This is a genomic window from Dietzia sp. Die43 (assembly GCF_024519835.1).
In the GTDB taxonomy this organism is placed as follows: domain Bacteria; phylum Actinomycetota; class Actinomycetes; order Mycobacteriales; family Mycobacteriaceae; genus Dietzia; species Dietzia kunjamensis.
The window spans coordinates 181,234-199,575 of the sequence record NZ_JALJRF010000007.1 but is presented as its reverse complement, the minus strand read 5'-3'; the positions used below and the strand labels follow the sequence as shown (position 1 = coordinate 199,575).

17 protein-coding genes and 1 pseudogene are annotated in these 18,342 nt (G+C 70.6%); 2 read left to right on the top strand and 16 right to left on the bottom strand.

Annotated elements, in window-relative coordinates; all coding sequences use genetic code 11:
• Nucleotides 1–427: 427 nt before the first annotated feature.
• The 16 genes and pseudogenes from tyrS to NR111_RS08125 form a co-directional block, all read right to left on the bottom strand.
• A complete protein-coding gene (tyrS, locus tag NR111_RS08200) occupies nucleotides 428–1,708 on the bottom strand; it encodes a tyrosine--tRNA ligase (RefSeq protein WP_182608983.1) in 1,281 nt (426 codons plus the stop codon).
• A 6-nt stretch (nucleotides 1,709–1,714) separates the two neighbouring features.
• Nucleotides 1,715–2,341, bottom strand: a complete 627-nt coding sequence (locus tag NR111_RS08195; protein ID WP_067714140.1) for a DNA-3-methyladenine glycosylase — start codon at nucleotides 2,339–2,341, stop codon at nucleotides 1,715–1,717.
• 56 nt (nucleotides 2,342–2,397) lie between these two features.
• Nucleotides 2,398–2,619 carry a Trm112 family protein gene (locus NR111_RS08190; RefSeq protein WP_067714095.1) on the bottom strand — a complete coding sequence of 74 codons (222 nt, stop codon included), beginning with the start codon at nucleotides 2,617–2,619 and terminating at the stop codon, nucleotides 2,398–2,400.
• Nucleotides 2,620–2,624: 5 nt separating this feature from the next.
• A complete protein-coding gene (argH, locus tag NR111_RS08185; RefSeq protein WP_132063239.1) occupies nucleotides 2,625–4,064 on the bottom strand; it encodes an argininosuccinate lyase in 1,440 nt (479 codons plus the stop codon).
• The gene (locus tag NR111_RS08180; RefSeq protein WP_132063238.1) at nucleotides 4,061–5,260 is read right to left on the bottom strand and encodes an argininosuccinate synthase; all 1,200 of its coding nucleotides are present in this window, start codon (nucleotides 5,258–5,260) and stop codon (nucleotides 4,061–4,063) included. Before NR111_RS08180 ends, argH begins: the two co-directional genes overlap by 4 nt.
• A gap of 55 nt (nucleotides 5,261–5,315) precedes the next feature.
• A complete protein-coding gene (locus NR111_RS08175) occupies nucleotides 5,316–5,813 on the bottom strand; it encodes an arginine repressor (protein WP_096905560.1) in 498 nt (165 codons plus the stop codon).
• Nucleotides 5,810–6,796, bottom strand: a complete 987-nt coding sequence (argF, locus tag NR111_RS08170) for an ornithine carbamoyltransferase (protein ID WP_253003543.1) — start codon at nucleotides 6,794–6,796, stop codon at nucleotides 5,810–5,812. Before argF ends, NR111_RS08175 begins: the two co-directional genes overlap by 4 nt.
• Complete coding sequence (locus NR111_RS08165) at nucleotides 6,793–8,034, bottom strand: acetylornithine transaminase (RefSeq protein ID WP_256820510.1); 1,242 nt, start codon at nucleotides 8,032–8,034, stop codon at nucleotides 6,793–6,795. The genes argF and NR111_RS08165 overlap by 4 nt, the downstream gene beginning before the upstream one ends.
• Entirely contained in the window at nucleotides 8,031–8,966 is a 936-nt protein-coding gene (gene argB / locus NR111_RS08160; protein ID WP_067714080.1) for an acetylglutamate kinase, read from the bottom strand. Before argB ends, NR111_RS08165 begins: the two co-directional genes overlap by 4 nt.
• A gap of 1 nt (nucleotide 8,967) precedes the next feature.
• Complete coding sequence (locus NR111_RS08155) at nucleotides 8,968–9,444, bottom strand: hypothetical protein (RefSeq protein WP_182635138.1); 477 nt, start codon at nucleotides 9,442–9,444, stop codon at nucleotides 8,968–8,970.
• The gene (argC, locus tag NR111_RS08150) at nucleotides 9,441–10,478 is read right to left on the bottom strand and encodes an N-acetyl-gamma-glutamyl-phosphate reductase (protein ID WP_069390101.1); all 1,038 of its coding nucleotides are present in this window, start codon (nucleotides 10,476–10,478) and stop codon (nucleotides 9,441–9,443) included. Before argC ends, NR111_RS08155 begins: the two co-directional genes overlap by 4 nt.
• A gap of 127 nt (nucleotides 10,479–10,605) precedes the next feature.
• The gene (locus tag NR111_RS08145) at nucleotides 10,606–11,400 is read right to left on the bottom strand and encodes a DUF2786 domain-containing protein (RefSeq protein ID WP_256820508.1); all 795 of its coding nucleotides are present in this window, start codon (nucleotides 11,398–11,400) and stop codon (nucleotides 10,606–10,608) included.
• Between the two features lie 91 nt (nucleotides 11,401–11,491).
• Complete coding sequence (gene thiD / locus NR111_RS08140; RefSeq protein ID WP_182633928.1) at nucleotides 11,492–12,331, bottom strand: bifunctional hydroxymethylpyrimidine kinase/phosphomethylpyrimidine kinase; 840 nt, start codon at nucleotides 12,329–12,331, stop codon at nucleotides 11,492–11,494.
• Nucleotides 12,324–14,843, bottom strand: coding sequence for a phenylalanine--tRNA ligase subunit beta (gene pheT / locus NR111_RS08135; protein ID WP_256820507.1), 2,520 nt, complete (start codon nucleotides 14,841–14,843; stop codon nucleotides 12,324–12,326). The genes thiD and pheT overlap by 8 nt, the downstream gene beginning before the upstream one ends.
• 43 nt (nucleotides 14,844–14,886) lie before the next feature.
• Nucleotides 14,887–15,936: a phenylalanine--tRNA ligase subunit alpha gene (pheS, locus tag NR111_RS08130; RefSeq protein WP_120285900.1), complete on the bottom strand. Its 1,050-nt coding sequence runs from the start codon at nucleotides 15,934–15,936 to the stop codon at nucleotides 14,887–14,889.
• Nucleotides 15,937–16,055: 119 nt separating this feature from the next.
• Nucleotides 16,056–16,541: pseudogene (locus NR111_RS08125) on the bottom strand (ATP-binding cassette domain-containing protein); the annotation flags it as partial.
• A gap of 46 nt (nucleotides 16,542–16,587) precedes the next feature.
• Between NR111_RS08125 and NR111_RS08120 the strand changes: the two are divergent.
• Both NR111_RS08120 and NR111_RS08115 read left to right on the top strand, forming a co-directional pair.
• Nucleotides 16,588–16,848, top strand: coding sequence for a hypothetical protein (locus tag NR111_RS08120; RefSeq protein ID WP_206474171.1), 261 nt, complete (start codon nucleotides 16,588–16,590; stop codon nucleotides 16,846–16,848).
• A 37-nt stretch (nucleotides 16,849–16,885) separates the two neighbouring features.
• Nucleotides 16,886–18,328, top strand: coding sequence for a recombinase family protein (locus tag NR111_RS08115; protein WP_256820506.1), 1,443 nt, complete (start codon nucleotides 16,886–16,888; stop codon nucleotides 18,326–18,328).
• Nucleotides 18,329–18,342 lie beyond the last annotated feature (14 nt).

Here is an 18,342-nt window from a genome sequence, read left to right as displayed (position 1 = left end):
TGGCACTATCACAAACAAAACACACTGTTGAGTTCTCAAACAACACCCACACACCGTCTCCACGGGGCTGTTCGCCTCGCTTCACCCAGGGTGATCTCCGCCGCCCTCCCGAGGAGGGCAACTCCACCAGCGTAACAGGTCTGCGTTCCGATTCACAATCCGGTCGCTTTCCCGCCTCGCGGCGCCGCCGCCACTCTCTCGAGGGCAACTTCTCCATCTTAGCTATCCGGTCTCACCGAGTCAAACCGGCGAGATCTTCTTGCTGTTCGGAGCCCGTCTCCTCGGCGTCCCCGGCCTCTCGGCCCGGGCCGCTCTCGGCGACTCCCAATAAGTTACGCAGACGTGAACGGAAACGCAAACCCGCAGCTAGACCTGCAGAAATGCCAAAGGCGCCGGGTTCACCGGCGCCTTCAACGATCTTCCAGACTCAGTTCATCCTGACCCCGGCGAAGTTCTTCTTCCCCCGCCGGAGCACGAGCCATGATCCGTGGAGGAGGTCAGAGGCCGCCGGAGTCCATTCCGGATCCGAGACGCGCTCGTTGTTGACATACGCGCCGCCCTCCCCGATCGCACGCCGCGCCGCCCCCTTGCTGTCGCAGAGACCGGAGGCCACCAGGAGATCGACGATCGTGGCGGGCTCACCCTGCGCGATCTCGACAGCGCCGGCATCCTCCAGCGAGGCCGCCAGCGTCGCCTCGTCGAGGCCGGCCAACTCGCCTCTGCCGAAGAGCGCCTGCGCGGCGGCCTGGACGGACTCGGTCGCGGCGACTCCGTGGACCAGGGTTGTCATCTCCTCGGCGAGTCGCTTCTGCGCCGCCCGCATGTGGGGCTTCTCTCGGGTGAGTTCCTCGAGCTCGTCGATCTCCTCCCTACCGAGGAAGGAGAACCACCGCAGGTACCGCACCACATCGGCATCGGCGGTGTTGAGGAAGTACTGGTACCAGGTGTACGGGCTCGTCATCGCGGGATCGAGCCACAGACTCCCGCCTCCGGTCGACTTCCCGAACTTCTTCCCGTCCGACGAGGTCACCAGGGGAACGGTCATCGCGTGCACGGACTCCCCGTCGACCCGCCGGTTCAGATCGACACCGCCGACGATGTTGCCCCACTGATCGGACCCGCCGAGCTGGAGCGTGCACCCCATGTTGCGACGCAGCTGCAGGAAGTCGTTGGCCTGCAGGAGCATGTACGAGAACTCGGTGAAGGAGATCCCCTCTCCCTCCAGCCGGCGCTTGACCGTGTCCCGACCCAGCATCGTGTTCAGCGAGAAGTGCTTGCCGACGTCGCGGAGGAACTCGATCACCGTCATGTGGCCGGTCCACTGCATGTTGTTGACGACCCGCGCGCCAACGGGGCCCTCGGTGAGGTCGACGAACCGCTCGAGCTGACCGGCGATCCGCTCGGTCCACTCCGCCACGGTGTCGGAGGTGTTCATGACCCGCTCCCCCACGTCGCGGGGGTCACCGATCATGCCGGTGGCGCCGCCTGCCAGAACGATCGGCCGGTGTCCGGCCAACTGGAACCGGCGCAGGGTCAGTAGCGGGATGAGGTGACCGGCGTGCAGGCTCGGCCCGGTCGGGTCGAACCCGCAGTAGAGCGACACGGCGCCCTCGTCGAGGTGCGCCCGGAGCGCGTCGAGATCGGTCGACTGGGCGATCAGCCCGCGCCACTGCAGTTCATCGAGGATGTTGTTGGTCACGACGGACATTGTCCCTCACTCGGCGTGTCCGGCCACCACGGGGCGGGTCAGCTGCGGGGCCCGTGGGCTGCGTCGGTACGCGGAGACCTCCCGCGCGCCGGCCACCCAGAACCTCCACGGGCGGTCCGCTTCGCGGGAGACCCCGACCCTCGGACCGGACCTGATGTGGTGCCCGGGGACCGGGTCGGGGCGGAATTGGACCGACGACGACGAGTCGAGCACGTCGATGCCCCTCATCGTGAGGTCGATGCCCAGGGTGCTGCCGAGATTGCCGGGTCCGCGGGCGGCCCGCTCGGCCGGGACGCCGGGCCGGCGGGAGTCCACGATCTCGTGGCCGCCGGCGATGCGGGCCGCCCTGAGCAGTACTCCGCCGCCCTCCCCGGCGGGCCGGCACGTGATGTTCACGCACTGGTGGATCCCGTGGCTCAGGTAGACGTACAGATGACCGGCGTCCCCGAACATGACCTCGTTCCGGGGGGTGGGGCCCGGCCAGGTGTGAGCGGCCGCGTCGGGAAAGCGGGATTCCGGTGGCCCGCCGTAGGCCTCGACCTCCATGATCCTCACCGAGACCGCGCCGTGGGACAGGATCCCTCCGAGCAGAGCCCGGGCCGCGGTGTCAGGCGATGACTCCCGCAGCAGCAACCGGAACCGATCGGTATCGGTGCCGACGGCGGGGCCTGTCCGGTCGTCCGGGGAACTCACCCCTCGGTGCCTCCACCTGCCAGGGCGACCAGCTCCGCGTGCTCGGCGTCGTCCACCTGCCGGGATTCGTCGACCAGCAGCACGGGGATGCCGTCGTCGATCCGGTAGGCCCGGCGCAGACGCGGGTTGTACAGCGTCTCCGATCCCGCGAGCAGGAGCGGGCCCTTGTCCTCGGGGCAGGCGAGGATCTCGAGCAGACGTGCGTCGATGACGGACATGGCGCTCACCCTACCCAGCCCGCGAACTCGTCGCGGATCTCGCCCAGTCGCCTGCGCTGGGCGGCCACCGCCTCGCCCGCGGTGCCGCCCCGGGCGTTCCTCGACGCGATCGAACCGGTGACGGTGAGGACCTCGCGCACCTCGGGCGTCAGCGCGGGGTCCACGGCCGCCAACTCGTCGTCGTCCAATTCGTCGAGCCCGACGCCGCGGTTCTCGGCCACACGGACGCACTCCCCCGCCGCCTCGTGGGCGACCCGGAACGGGACGCCCTGCCGGACCATCCACTCCGCGATGTCAGTGGCCAGGGTGAACCCGGCGGGAGCGAGCTCGGCGAGCCGCTCCGGATGGAACTCCAGGGTGGCCACGAGACCGGCCATGGCCGGCAGCAACAGATCCAGCTGCGACACCGAGTCGAAGACCGGTTCCTTGTCCTCCTGCAGATCGCGGTTGTAGGCCAGCGGTTGCGCCTTGAGGGTCGCCAGCAGGCCGGTCAGGTTACCGATCAGTCGACCGGTCTTCCCGCGCATCAACTCCGCCACGTCCGGGTTCTTCTTCTGCGGCATGATCGAGCTGCCCGTCGACCACTCGTCCGCCAGCGTCACGTACCCGAACTCGGGCGTGGACCAGGCGATGATCTCCTCCGCCAGGCGGGACAGGTCGACCGCGATCTGCGCCAGCACGTACGACGCCTCGGCGGCGAAGTCGCGGGAGCTGGTGGCGTCGATCGAGTTGTCGGCGGCCCGGTCGAAGCCGAGCTCGGCGGCGATCGCGTCCGGGTCCAACCCCAGCGACGACCCCGCCAGCGCACCCGAACCGTACGGCGACACCGCCAGACGGCGGTCGAGGTCACGGATCCGGTCCAGATCGCGCAGCAACGGCTGGGCGTGCGCGAGCAACTGGTGGGCGAGCAGGACCGGCTGCGCGGCCTGGAAGTGGGTCTTGCCCGGCATCACCGTCTCGGGGTGCGCGTCGGCCTGGCCGACGAGCGCGTCGACCACGTCCAGGACCCCCGCCGCGACCGCCCGCACGGCGTCGCGGAGCCACATGCGGAACAGGGTGGCCACCTGGTCGTTACGGGACCGGCCGGCACGCAGCCGACCGCCCACCTCGGGCCCCACCCGCTCGATCAGGCCGCGCTCGAGGGCACCGTGCACGTCCTCGTCGGACTCCGCCGGGACGTAGGCCCCCGAATCGACATCCGCGGCCAGGCGGTCCAACCCGTCGAGCATGGCGTCCAGGTCGGGCCCGGTGAGCAGACCCGCGCGGTGCAGAACCCGGGCGTGCGCCTTGGACGCGCGGATGTCGTACGGGGCCAGCTCCCAGTCGAAGTGGGTGGACTTGCTCAGCGCGGCCATGGCCTCCGACGGCCCGCCGGAGAACCGACCTCCCCACAGGGAGCCCGTGTTGGTGCCGTGCCGCCCGGAGTCGCCCTGCTCCGCACTCACAGGCCGAGGTCCCGCTTGGCGGCGATCTTGGAGCTCAGGCCGTGCAGGTTGACGAAGCCCTTCGCGTAGCTCTGGTCGAACGAGTCACCCTCGTCGTAGGTGGCGAGGTTGAAGTCGTAGAGCGAGGAGTCGGAACGACGGCCGTTGACGGTGATCGAGCCGCCGTGCAGGACCATCCGGATGTCACCGGACACGTGCTGCTGCGTGTTGTCGATGAAGGCGTCCAGGGCGTACTTGAGCGGCGAGAACCACAGACCGTCGTAGACCGCGTTGGACCAGGTGTCGGACACGCCGGACTTGTATCGGGCGAGCTCACGCTCGAGGGTGACGTCCTCGAGCGCCTTGTGGGCGGTGATGAGGATCATGGCGCCCGGCGCCTCGTAGACCTCGCGGCTCTTGATGCCCACCAGGCGGTCCTCGACCATGTCGAGGCGCCCGACGCCCTGCGCGCCGCCGCGACGGTTGAGCTCCTCGATCGCTTCGAGCACGGTCACCTTGCGGCCGTCGATCGCGACCGGCACGCCCTCGGAGAAGGTCACCGTGACCTCGTCGGGGGCGGCGAAGTTGATGGTCGGGTCCTCGGTGTAGTCGTAGACGTCCTTGGTCGGGGCGTTCCACAGATCCTCGAGGAAGCCCGTTTCCACCGCACGGCCCCAGACGTTCTGGTCGATGGAGAACGGCGACTTCTTGGTGACGTTGATCGGGATCTCGTTCCGCTCGGCGAACTCGATCGCCTTCTCGCGGGTCCAGGCGTAGTCGCGGACCGGCGCGATCACGTCGAGGTCCGGCGCGAGCGCACCGAAACCGACCTCGAAGCGGACCTGGTCGTTGCCCTTACCCGTGCAGCCGTGCGCCACGGAGGTCCCACCGTGCATCTTGGCCGCGGTGACCAGGTGCTTGACGATGAGTGGACGGGAGATCGCCGAGACCAGCGGGTACTCGCGCATGTACAGGCCGTTGGCCTTGATCGTGGGGGCGCAGTAGTCATCGGCGAATTCGTCGCGGGCGTCCACGACCACCGACTCGACGGCTCCGCAGTCCAGTGCGCGCTGCCGGATGACGTCCATGTCCTCACCACCCTGACCGAGGTCGATGGCGACGGCGACGACCTCGGCACCGGTCTCCTGACCGATCCAGCTGATGGCGACGGAGGTATCGAGTCCGCCGGAGTAGGCGAGGACGACGCGATCGGACATGGTGTTCTCCTTGATGTGTGGGGTCTGTTCGGGGTGGTTCGGTGTGCGGGGCCGGTCAGATCTGGCGTCGTGCCAGTCCGGCCAGCCGGTCGGCGAGTTCGGCTCCGGTGACGGGTTCACGGGCCATCACGAATATGGTGTCATCCCCCGCGATGGTCCCGACGACGTCGTCCAGATTGGCCCGGTCGAGGGCGCTGGCGAGGAAGTTTGCCGCCCCGGGAGGAGTTCGCAGGACCGCGATGTTGGCACTGTGGTCGGCGGACACGAGCAGGTCCGCGATCAGCCTGCCCAGCCGGTCCGTCCCGCCGGGGATTCCCGGCACGTGGCTGCCGTCCTCGGGGATCACGTAGCGGCCGGCGCCTCCGTCTGCGGCGCGGAGCTTCACGGCGCCGAGTTCGTCCAGGTCCCGGCTGAGGGTGGCCACCGCCACGGCGATACCCTCCTGCGCCAACGCCTCGGCGAGCTCGGTCTGACTGCGCACCGGTCGGCGACGCAGGATCTCCGTGATCCGGGCGTGCCGGGCCGTCCGGCTGACGGTGCCGACGGCGGTCACGATCGCTCCAGTAGCCAGACCAGCAGCGCCTTCTGGGCGTGGAGTCGGTTCTCGGCCTCGTCGAAGACCCGACTGCGGGGGCCGTCGATCACCTCGGCGGAGATCTCCTTGTCCCGGTAGGCGGGCAGGCAGTGCAGGACGATGACATCGTCCGAGGCCCTGGCCACCGACGCCCGGTCCAGCTGGTAGTCGGCGAGGTCCCGCAGTCGCTGCGTGGCCGAGTCCTCCATGCCCATCGAGACCCAGGTGTCGGTGATGAGGACGTCGGCGCCGTCGACAGCCCGGTCGACGTCCGTCGTGATGGTCACCGAACCGCCGGTCTCCGCCGCGATCCGCTCGGCGTCGGCGACCACCTGACCGGTGGGCTGATACCCCTCGGGGGCCGCGATGGTGATGTGCATACCCGCGGTCGCGAACCCGAGCAGATAGGAGTGGCCCATATTGTTGGCCCCGTCCCCCAGGTACACCGCCCGGAGTCCCTCGGTGCGGCCGAAGTTCTCCCGGATGGTGAGGAGGTCGGCCAGGATCTGGCACGGATGGAACTCGTCGCTCAGGGCGTTGACGACGGGGACGTCCGCGTGGGCGGCGAGTTCTACGAGGCCGTCCTGGGAGTAGGTGCGCCACACGATCGCCTCGACGTAGCGCGACATCACCCGGGCGGTGTCGGAGAGGGTCTCCCCCTTGCCCATCTGGGTGGAGCCGGACTCGACGACGATGGCGTTCCCGCCCAGTTCCGCGATCCCGGCGTCGAACGAGAACCGGGTGCGGGTGGAGGTCTTGTCGAAGATGACCGCGACAGACCGCGGGCCCTCCAGGGGTCGGGCGGAGAACGGCTCGGCCTTGAGCTTCAACCCGAGGTCCAGGACTTCGGCCTGCTCGGCGGGGCTGAGGTCGTCGTCGCGGAGGAAGTGACGGACCGCAGGGGTCGAGGTCGCGGTCGACGCGGCCGCGGCGGTCGATGAGCTGACGGTCGGGCCGGTCATGACGAGGACTCCTTCTGGGCTGCGATGGTGGACGACGCGGTGTCGAGGATCCCGCGCAGCGCGGACACGAACTCGGCGACCTGCTGTTCGGTGAGGATGAGCGGTGGTGCGAGACGGACCACGTCCGCCGTGGTGGCGCCCACCAGGTACCCGGCTCCGCGCGCCGCCTCCTCCACCGCTTTGGCGGCCGGCGCGGTGAGCACGATCCCGAGCAGGAGGCCCCGTCCACGCACGTGGTCGACCAGTGGGTGGTCGAGGCACTCGATCTCGGCGGCGATGATCTTGCCGAGGCGGTCGACGTGCGCCACGAGGTCATCGGACTCGATCGTGTCGAGTACGGCGAGAGCGGCGGCGCACGAGATCGGGTTACCGCCGAAGGTGGTGCCGTGCTGCCCGGCGGTGAGTAGTTCGCCCGCGGCGCCGACGCCGAGGCACGCGCCGATCGGCAGGCCACCACCGAGTCCCTTCGCGAGGGTGATCACGTCGGGCACGACCCCGGCCTTGCGGCAGGCGAACATCGCACCGGTACGGGCGATCCCCGTCTGGACCTCGTCCACGATCATGAGGACGCCGTGCTCGGTGCACAGGGCGCGCACGTCGGCGAGGAACCCCTCGGGAGGCTCGACGACGCCGCCCTCGCCCTGGAGCGGTTCGATGATGACGGCGGCCGTCTCGCCCGGAGCCTGCTCCACCAGCGTGGTCAGGGCGTCGATGTCGCCGTAGGGGAAGAACTCGACCCCGGGTGGCATGGGCTCGAACGGCGCGCGCTTGGCGGGCTGGCCCGTCATCGCCAACGCCCCCATCGTCCGTCCGTGGAAGCCGTTCTCCGCTGCCAGGATGCGGGACCGGCCCGTCCGGCGGGCGATCTTGAACGCGGCCTCGTTGGCCTCGGCTCCCGAGTTGCAGAAGAAGGCCCGTACCGGCTGGTCCACCGCCAAGAGGGACTCGAGACGTTCGGCCAGCTCGACCACCCTGGGGTGGACGTACAGATTGGAGATGTGCCCGAGTTCGGCGACCTGGCGACTGACCGCGTCGACCACGGCCGGGTGGCCGTGTCCGAGGGAGTTCACGGCGATCCCGCCGAGCAGGTCGACGTACCTACGACCGTCGGCGCCCGTGAGCGTCGCGCCACTGCCCGAGACCAGCTCGAGCGGCGGGGTGCCGTAGTTGCGCATCAGCGCGTCGTCCCACCGCGCGGTGAGGGTCGGGGTGTCGGTGACGGTGTGCGTGTCGTTCATTTCTCGACTCCTGCCGGCGACCTGGTTTCGTGGTGGCCCTCGGTGACCATCGTCCCGATGCCCCCTTCGGTGAGGATCTCGAGCAACACCGAGTGTTCGACGCGGCCGTCGATGACGTGGGCTGCGTGCACCCCGCCCCGGACCGCCCGCAGACAGGCCTCCATCTTGGGAACCATCCCGCTCTCGAGGGACGGGAGGAGCCGCTCGAGTGGTTCGGTACCGAGATGCGTCACGAGGGACGAGCGGTCCGGCCAGTCGGTGTACAGCCCCTCGACGTCGGTCAGGACGATCAGCTTCTCCGCACCCAGGGCCGCTGCGAGCGCCCCGGCCGCGGAGTCGGCGTTGATGTTGTGCACGGTTCCGTCGGAGTCGGGCGCGATGGTCGACACGACGGGGATCCTGCCCGCCTCGATGAGGTCGAGGACGGCCCGCGGGTCGACGGACTGCACATCGCCGACCAGGCCGATGTCGGTGGGTTCCCCGTCGACCATCGCTGTCCGGCGAACCGCGGTGAACAGTCCCGCGTCCTCTCCGGAGATCCCGACCGCGTAGGGGCCGTGGGCGTTGATCAGACCGACGAGCTCGCGTCCGACCTGGCCGAACAGCACCATGCGGACGATGTCCATGACCTCGGGGGTGGTGACCCGGAACCCGCCGCGGAACTCGCCCTCCATGCCCAGACGACCGAGCATGGAGGTGATCTGCGGCCCGCCCCCGTGGACCACCACGGGCTTGAGCCCGCAGGTGCGCAGGAACACCATGTCCGCCGCGAAAGCCGCTTTGAGGTCGTCGTCCACCATGGCGTTACCGCCGTACTTGACCACGACGATCTTGTCGTGGAACTTCTGCAGCCACGGCAGCGCCTCGGCGAGCACGTGCGCGCGGACGAACGGCGTCAGCTGCGTGGAGCCGTCGTTCATCTCGGTGGTCATGTCAGGCCTCTCCGGGCTGGTCGGGAATGGTCAGGGCGAGTCGGACGTCCGCGCCACCGCGGTGTCGGAAACGGAACTCGGCTCCGTCCGCCGTCGGTGCGGGTTCCGGCCACGGCGCGTGATCGGTGTCGGGCCGGAAGACGAGCACCTCGATCGGGCCGGCCTCGACACCCGATCTCGTGCTGACGAACCGGGCGACGTTCTCGGCGACCTCGTGCGCGGCCGTGAAGTCCGCGCCGGGGTCTCCGACGCCGGGGCCGTCGAGCAGGACGACCGCGCGGGTGGACGGGATCTCGGCGCTCAGGGTGCTCCACCGCAGTTCCACCGCGTCCGCCCCGTCACCGTGGACGTTGAGGATGCCGGTCGAGCCGGCGGGGGCGACCCAGAACATCGCATGGGTTCCCTCCGGGGCCCACCACATCTCGAGACCGTGGATCCGGCCTCTGGAGGTGGCGCCCGCCAGGGCGTCCGCGGTCACGGGGCCAGGCCGACGGTGCTGAGTCCGGCGGTCTCGGGGAGTCCGAGCGCGAGGTTCATCGACTGGATCGCGCCCCCGGCGGTGCCCTTGGCGAGGTTGTCGATCGCCGCGGTGAACACCGCGCGGCCGGCGCGCTCGTCGACCTCGATGCCGAGTTGCACAGCATTGGATCCGAGCACGGAGGCGGTCATGGGCTGCACGCCCGCGGGCAGGACGTGGACGAACGGCTCGTCTCCGAACGCCTCGGCGTACACCGCCCGGAGCTCCCCGGCGGTCGCGGTCGTGGGCGCCACCGCGGTGGTGAGGATGCCGCGGGCCATGGGGGCGAGAACCGGGGTGAAGCTCACCGACACCTCCGCGTCGGTGACCGCACGAAGGTTCTGGGTGATCTCGGGCGTGTGCCGGTGGGTGGTCACGCCGTACGCCTTGGCCGAGCCCATGACCTCCGCGGCGAGCATCGGGACCTTGGCGGCCTTGCCTGCGCCCGACGCTCCGGTCACGGAGACGATCGTGATGGCGGAGGCGTCGACGAGGCCGGCCGCGACGGCCGGGAACAGCGCGAGCGTGGCGCCCGTGGGGAAGCACCCCGGGACCGCGACGCGGCGGGTGGACCGCAGCGCCTCACGCGCCCCGGGGAGCTCCGGGAGACCGTACGGCCAGGTACCGGAGTGCTCGGAGCCGTAGTACGCCGTCCAGTCCTCTGCGTCCACCAGTCGGAAGTCCGCCCCGAGGTCGACGACGAGGACGTCCGGCCCCAGTTGCTCGGCGATCGCCGCAGAATGCCCGTGGGGCAACCCCAGCACCACGACGTCGTGGCCTTCGAGCGTCTCCGCCTCGGTCTCCGCGAGGACGCGGTCGGCGAGGGGCAGCAGGTGCGGGTGGTGCTCCCCGAGCGTCTGTCCGGCGCTCGACCCGGCGGCGAGCGTGCCGATCTTTAACTCCCCCGCCGCATAGGACGGGTGCCCGAGTAGGAGTCGGAGGAATTCCCCGCCCGCGTAACCCGAAGCACCTGCGACCGCCACCGTGATTGCCATACGCACGAGTATGCACCACTTTGCAATGTTTTGCATCTCCCCCGGCGAGCCGCGCCCCTTGCCCCGCCCCCCGCCGTCCGACGCCCCGCCGTCCGACGCCCCGCCGCCCGGCGCCCCGCGTGCGGGGTCAGGCCCCGATCTGCCGGCGGCCGCCCGTGAAGCGGCGCTGGCCGAGATCCACCGAGCCACCGACCCGACGCCCCTCCTCGATCCCGGACGTACCGACCCGCCTGCGGGCACCGCGGACGGCGGTCGGGAAGCGCCGACGGAGTTCGGTCTCCGCCCGCTGCGAGTCGGACCGCAGGACGAGTCCGGCGCCCGCGGCGTCCCGGCTCTCGGCCACCGCGCCCCGCTCGGCGGCCTCCAGTCTCCGCCCCACCTCGAAGGCGAAACCGGTCATGAACGACTTGCGGTGGGTGACCGCGGAGACACCCGGGGAGGGCCGCTGTCTGGCCGCTGCGGCGAGCATGACCCCGGTGAGGGCCCCGGCGAGCATGCCCACCCGCTCGACGTGGCGGCGAACCCCCACGATGTGCACGACCCGGGTGCCGTCGCCGCGGGCGGACGTGACGGCCCGGCAGTGCATCGCGGCGGCGAGGGCGGCCAACAGTCCCACCTGGTCGGGTTGATAGCTCCCGGAGATCACGTGGTCGATGACCGCCACCTCGGCGGCGGCGGTATCCGGACCGGTCCGCGCGAGCGCCTCGTCGACGCCGTACTTGGCGAGCAGGGCGTAGGCACGCTCGAGCAGGACCTCGGCCTCGGGCGTGCCCGCCACGCTCTCGGCTTTGGCGAAGAGTTTGCGGACCCTGTCCAACGCCTTCTCTGACGAGGGGGGCCCGGCGCCCTCGTGCCCGTCCTGCGATCGGGTCTGCGAGGTGCCCTGCGAGGTGTTGTGGGAGGTGTTGTGGGAGGTGTTCACTGTCTGCTCCTGATCGTCTCGGCCGTTCGGCGGAACCGATACTCGCACAGGTGTACGACACAGTCGGTGCGGACGGCCGCGCCGTCCCAGGTCAGCGGTGCAGGAACCAGGTGTGGTCGAGCGGGCCGGAACCGCGGCCGACCTCCAGGGTGAGACCGCCGTGGAGGGCCCCGTCGATCCACGGGCGGACGCGGCGGTAGGCCGCCTCCCAGTCCCTCTCCCCCACCCGCGCGGTGGCCAGCGCCGAGGACAACGAACACCCGGTGCCGTGCGTGTGCGGGGTGTCGACGCGGACGAACGGCAGACGCAGCGTCGTGCGTCGGTCCCCCTCGGACTCCACCAGCACGTCCTCCGCACTGCCGTCGTCCAGATCGCCCGTGGTGGCGAGCACCGCGCAGCCGGTCTGCTCGTGCACGAGCTCGGCCTGCCCGACGATCGTCTCGATGTGCTCCGCGGGCTCGCCGCCACACAGCACCGCGAGTTCGGGGACATTGGGCGTCACCAGGTCCGCCAGCGGGACGAGGTCCCGCAGCATCCGCGCCGCGTCCTCACTGGCCAGCCGGCCTCCGGTGGTGGCCACCATCACCGGGTCGAGGACGACGTGGGGTGGACGACGACGACGAAGCCAGTCGCCGACCGCCTCCACCAGAGCGGCCTCACCGAGCATGCCGATCTTGACGGCGTCGATCGTCACGTCATCGGCGACGGCGTCGAGCTGGGCGATCACGTCGTCGACGGGCACGGCGTGCACCCCGGTCACCCCGACGGTGTTCTGGATCGTGACCGCGGTGACGGCACCCATTCCGTACCCGCCCATCGCGGCGACGGCCTTGGTGTCGGCGAGCAGCCCGGCGCCGCCGGACGGGTCCGTGCCCGCGATGCACAGGACCCGCGGCACCCGTGCACCGGCGGGGCGTCGGCCGTCAGCCACGCAGGCTCGCCCCCACGGCCTTCTCCGCCGCCTCGACGGCGGCCGTGCGCCATGCGCTCGCCTCGTCCTCCGTGAGGGTGCGGTCGTCGGCACGGAACGTCAACGCGTAGGCGAGGGACTTACGCCCGTCCCCGAGCTGGGCGCCGGTGTAGACGTCGAACAGTCGCGCGCTCTCGAGCAGCTCCCCGCCTCCCGAGCGGAGTGCAGCCTCGACCTGCGCAGCGGGCACGGCCACGTCCACGACGAGCGCCACATCCTGGTTCACGGGCGGGAACGGCGAGATGGTCGGGGCCGGCAGCACCTCCCGGGCGCCGATCGCGGTGAGGTCCAGTTCGACCGCGCACGTGCGCGCCGGGAGCCCGAGCCGCTCGCACGCCGCGGGGTGTAGCTCACCGGCGTGACCGACCACCACGATCTCACCCGGCCCGGCGTCGCGGTCGCCACCATCGACCAGGACCTCCACGCAGCGACCCGGGTGCCACGGTGCGCGCTCGGCCGCCCGCACCTCGACCTCGGCCCCGAGGGCCCGCCCGACGATCCTCGCCGCCTCCACCGCGTCGAGGGCGTCGGCCTCCCGGCCGGGGCCGAAGTGCCCGCCCGGCTCGCGTCTACCGGTGTAGAGGGCTGCCACGTGGAGCGGCTGGTCGGGCAGCGACGCCGCCAGGCTGTCCCGCTCCTGCGGGGTCGGCTCCCGATCGACCGGCAGCATGTCGACCCCGGACGTCGTCGGCGTCCGGAAGGACACCTGCGCGACCGAGAAGAGCGCGAGGTCGCGGGCCCCGCGCGTGATGTTCCGGCGGGCGATCTCGGCCAGCGAGGGCAGCAGCGTGGTGGCCAGATGCGCCTTGTCGCTCTCGAGGGGATTGACCACGGCCATGGTGCTGCGGCGCTCGTCGTCGTCGTCCAATCCCATGGCGTCGAACACCGACGGGTCACAGAACGGGGACGTGAGCACCTCGACGTGCCCGGCCGCGGCCAAGGCGTGACCGACGGCACGGCGGCCGCGCTGGAACTCGGTGAGGCCGCGACCGGCGGGCGCGGTGGGCAGCACCGACGGGATGTTCTCCAGCCCCTCCAGGCGCAGCACCTCCTCGACCAGATCCGCGGGCAGGGTCAGGTCGGGACGCCAGGCCGGGGCGGTCACCTCGAGCAACACCGCGTCGTCACCGGCGACGGCGCACCCGATCTGCTCCAGACGGCGACGGGTGGTCCCCACCGGATACTCGACCCCCGCCACCCGCGAGGGCCGCTCGGGGTCGAACGCGATCGTCGGCATCGCGGGCGCCGAACCGACGTCCGTGAGAGAGGCCTCCACGGAGCCGCCGGTGATCTCGGCGAGCAGCGTGGCCGCGCGGTCCAGCGCCGCGATCGACGCGGCGGCGTCGGCCCCACGCTCGTAGCGCTTGCCCGCCTCGCTGGGGAGCTTGTGGCGGCGGATGGTCCGGAACACCGCGAGGGTGTCCCACACGGCGGCCTCGAGCAGGACGTCGGTCGTGTCGTCGGAGACCTCCGTGCTCGCACCGCCCATGACGCCCGCCAACGAGATCGGGCCGCGGTCGTCGCAGATGACGACGTCCTCGGGATCGAGCGTGCGCTCGACGTCGTCGAGGGTCGTGAGGGCCTCCCCCGCGCGAGCCCGACGGACGACGAGCCCGCCCTGCAGGCGCCCCGCGTCGAACGCGTGCATGGGATGACCCAGCTCGAGCATGACGTAGTTGGTGACGTCGACGGCCGGGGAGATCGGCCGCACGCCCGAGAGCAGCAGGCGGCGCGCCATCCACCACGGGGTCCGCGCGGACGGGTCGACTCCGGTGACCCGGCGCAGGGCGAACCGCTGGGCACCGGACTCGGCGGTCACCTCGAGCGGCCAGGCCTCCTTCTCCGACGGCAGCCCGAGCTCGACCGCCGGGTCGGCGAAATCCAGGTCGAACCCGCACGCCAGCTCGCGGGCCAGACCACGGGCCGACAGGCAGTAGCCACGGTCCGGCGTCACGTTGAGTTCGATCACGGTGTCCCGCTCGCCGGCACCCGCGGCCAACACCGGGCCGGCGGGGTCCCCGGGCTCGGCGGTGCCCTCGGCGAGGACGATGATCCCGCTGTGGTCGGAGCCGATCCCCAGCTCGGAGGCCGAACAGATCATGCCCTCACTCGGCTTGCCGTAGGTCTTGCGCTTGCCGATCTCGAACCCGCCCGGCAGGACGGTGCCCGGTAGGGCGACGACGACCAGGTCGCCTTCCGCGAAGTTGCGGGCCCCGCACACGATCTGCTGCGGCTCGTCACCGCCCACGTCGACCAGACAGAAGCGGATGGGCTTCTTGAAGCCCTCCAGCTCCTCGATGGTGCTGACACGGCCGATGGTGAGCGGGCCGCCGATCTCGGGCAACTGCTCCGGTTCACCCTCCACCTCGAGGCCGACGCGCACGAAACCGGCGTCGAGCTCGGCCGGGCTGACGGACCAGCCGTCGTTGGCCCGCTGCAGGATCTCGGTCAGCCAGGACTGCGCAATTCGCACTGTGGGGTCCTTCGTCTTCTGGGGTGGGGGTGGATGCGGCGGGTCAGGAGCGGATGCCGAACGGCAGGGAGAAGCGAACGTCGCCCTCCACCATGTCGCGCATGTCGGACAGGCCGTTGCGGAACTGCAGGGTGCGCTCCAGGCCCATGCCGAACGCGAAGCCCGAGTACTCCTCGGGGTCGATGCCGCAGGCCGTCAGCACGTTGGGGTGCACCATTCCGCAGCCGCCCCACTCGACCCAGCCGGCGCCGCCCTTCTTGCGCGGGAACCACACGTCGACCTCGGCGGAGGGCTCGGTGAACGGGAAGTAGTTGGGCCGCATCCGGGTGCGGGTCTCCGGACCGAACAGTGCCCGGGCGAACGCGTCGAGCGCGCCGCGCAGGTGCGCCATGGTCAATCCCTTGTCGATCGCCAGCCCCTCGACCTGGTGAAACACCGGGGTGTGGGTGGCGTCGAGTTCGTCGGTGCGGAACGTCCGCCCGGGGCACGCCACATAGATGGGCGGTTCCCGGTCGAGCATGGTGCGGATCTGCACCGGCGAGGTGTGGGTGCGCAGCACCTGGCGGCTGCCCTCGGGCGCGATGTGGAAGGTGTCCTGGAGGGTGCGCGCGGGATGGTCGGGGAGGAAGTTGAGCGCGTCGAAGTTGTAGTGCTCCGCCTCGACCTCGGGCCCCTCGGTGATCTCCCACCCCATTGCGACGAACACGTCCGCGACCTGCTCGGTGATGATGGTGATGGGGTGCTGCGCACCCACCGGCGCGCGCCCCGACGGCACCGTCAGGTCGAGCGTCTCGGCCACGAGGACGGCGGCGTCCCGCTCTGCCTGCAGTTCGGCCAGGCGGGAGTCGTACGCCTGCTGGACCCGGGTCCGGGCCACGTTGACGGCCTTGCCCGCGGACGCCTTCTGCTCCTTGGGCAGCGAACCGAGGGTGCGGCGGCCCAGCGCGATGGGGCTGCGGTCACCGAGGTGCGCCGTCTTGGCGGCGGCCAGCGCCTCGAGATCCGCCGCGGCGGCGAACGCGGCCTCGGCGTCCGCGGAGTACCGCGCCAACGACTCCTCGTCGATCCGGACCTCGCCTGTGTCTTCGCTCACCGGTGCCCTCGTCCTCCCCGTCACGGCGGACTTCCGTCGACCGCCCCGCATCGGGGCCAAGACTAGTCGATCCGCGGTTCCGCCCCCGCTCCCCCCGGCGATGGCCGGGGGGAGCCCCGTCAGCGTCGTTCCCGCACCGACCCGGCGTCGACCAGCAGCTCGCGGGTCGCGCGGAAGGCGTCCCGCATCCGCCGGTCGTGGGTGATGAGCAGGACCGTGCCGCCGAACGCGTCCACGGCCTGCTCGAGTTGCTCGATCGCCGGCAGGTCCAGATGGTTGGTCGGCTCGTCCAGCACCAGCAGGTTCACCCCGCGCTGCTGCAGGAGGGCCAGCGCGGCACGGGTCCGCTCCCCCGGTGACAGTGACGCGCAGGCGCGGGCGACGTGCTCTCCACCGAGCCCGAACTTGGCGAGCAGGGTGCGGGCCTCGGTGGGGTCGAGGCCGGCCGGGTCGGCGGCGACGCAGAACGTGTCCAGCAGCGGGTCCGGCCCGCCGAACTCCGTCCGTGCCTGGTCCACCGTCCCGGGCTGGACCCCCGACCCGACGGTCGCGCGGCCCGAGTCGACCGCCCGCTCCCCGGTGATCGCGGCGAGCAGCGTGGTCTTCTCCACTTGGTGCATCTGACGCACCTAGTCAGTGGAGGTGATCGGCATGGATGTCGAACGCAAGAAGAACGTCGTGGCGTACGTGCGGGTGGCCCGCGCGCGAGCCGTTGGCGGGGATGCAACAGCACAGCGACGAGCCATCGAGCGTTACTGCCGCGAGAACAACCTAGTCGTCGCAGCGACGCTGCAGGCAACCCGCCTGGCAGTCGATCGGTCCTCGAAGGAGGTGCTTCGCGCACTGGCGCGATGCCCCTTCGATGTGTCCTTGAGGCAGGGCTCCGATCGGGGCGGTCGTCATGCTCTCTAGGGCAACGACGAGCAGCACCGGGACGATCACGGAGCAGGTGCTGGTCTATCTGAGGATCAGCGAGGACCGCACCGGGGAGGAGGCCGGGGTCGAGCGACAGCGAGACGACTGCCTCTCGCTGTGCGCCCGGCTGGGCCTGGACGTTGCCGAACCCGACGTTTTCATGGACAACGACACGTCCGCCTACCTCGACAAGAAGCGACCGGACTTCGCGCGAATGCTCGCCCGGATCAAGCTCGGTCCTTCGCGGGTCGTCGTGTGGCACGTCGATCGCCTCTACCGGCGACCCCGTGAGCTCGAGGACTTGATCGACCTCGTGGAGACGCATCCGATCCGCATTGAGGCGGTCATGGGCGGTGCGTTCGACTTGAACACCCACGAGGGTCGGCTGATGGCCCGACAACTCGTCGCGATGGCGGCCTACGAGTCCGGACACAAGGCTGACCGCATTCGCCGCGCGAACCGGCAGAAGGCCGAACGTGGCGACTGGCACGGCGCAGCAAAGTTCGGTTACGGCACCGGCGGCGTCCTCATCCCCGAGCAGGCCGCCGTCGTCCGTGAGATGGCGGACAGGTTCCTCGCCGGCCAGTCCCTGCGCTCGATCACCGCGTGGCTGAACGATGAGTCCGGGTTCCCCGCACCGCAGGCGAAGACCGGGAAGACGCTCGGCGTCTGGCACGCGACCACCGTGAAGTCCATCTTGGTCTCCGCCCGGATCAGCGGGCAGCGAGCGTACGAGCCGACGCGACGGCGCGGTGATGGCCCGAACGGGCGAGAGATCCTCGGACCGGGAAACTGGCCGGCGATCATCACGCCGGAAGAGACAACCCGCATCAGGGCCATGCTTTCCAACCCCGACCGCCGGGTTGGAGCATCTTCGATCAATCTGCTGTCGGCGATCGCGACGTGCGGCAAGTGCGGCTCCGGGCTCGTCGCGGGCAAGGCCAAGCACGGGCCATCCGATGCGAAGCGGAACTACTACCGCTGCATGCCAGTACCAGGACATCCCGAGAGAGGCGGTCTGTCGGTCAGTGCATCCGGCCTCGAGGCTGTTGTCAGAGAAGCCGTGATCGCGCGCCTGGCCGTGACCACCCTTCCGGCCGACACTCCCGAGACAGGCGGGGCAGTCGCGGAAGCGATGGGACGGATCATGGCCGCGCGCGAGCGGATGGAAGATCTCGCCCGCGACTACGGGGCGGGCATGCTGACTCGCAGCGAGTACCACGCCGGTCGCGTCGCCGCCCAGAGCGCCGTTCACGACGCGGAACTGGCCCTCGGCAGGGTAAACCGCGGGTCGGCCCTCAAAGGGCTCCCTATCGGCGATGAGGCGGCTCTGCGGCACGCTTGGGAGCACGAGTGGACTGTGCCGCAGAAGCGCGCGATCCTGACCGCGCTGATCGACAGCCTCGTCGTGCAGCCCTACGCGAACGGTGGTTCGCGCTTCCGGCCCGAGCGGGTGCAGCTCACCTTCAAGGCATAACGGGAGGATGCTGG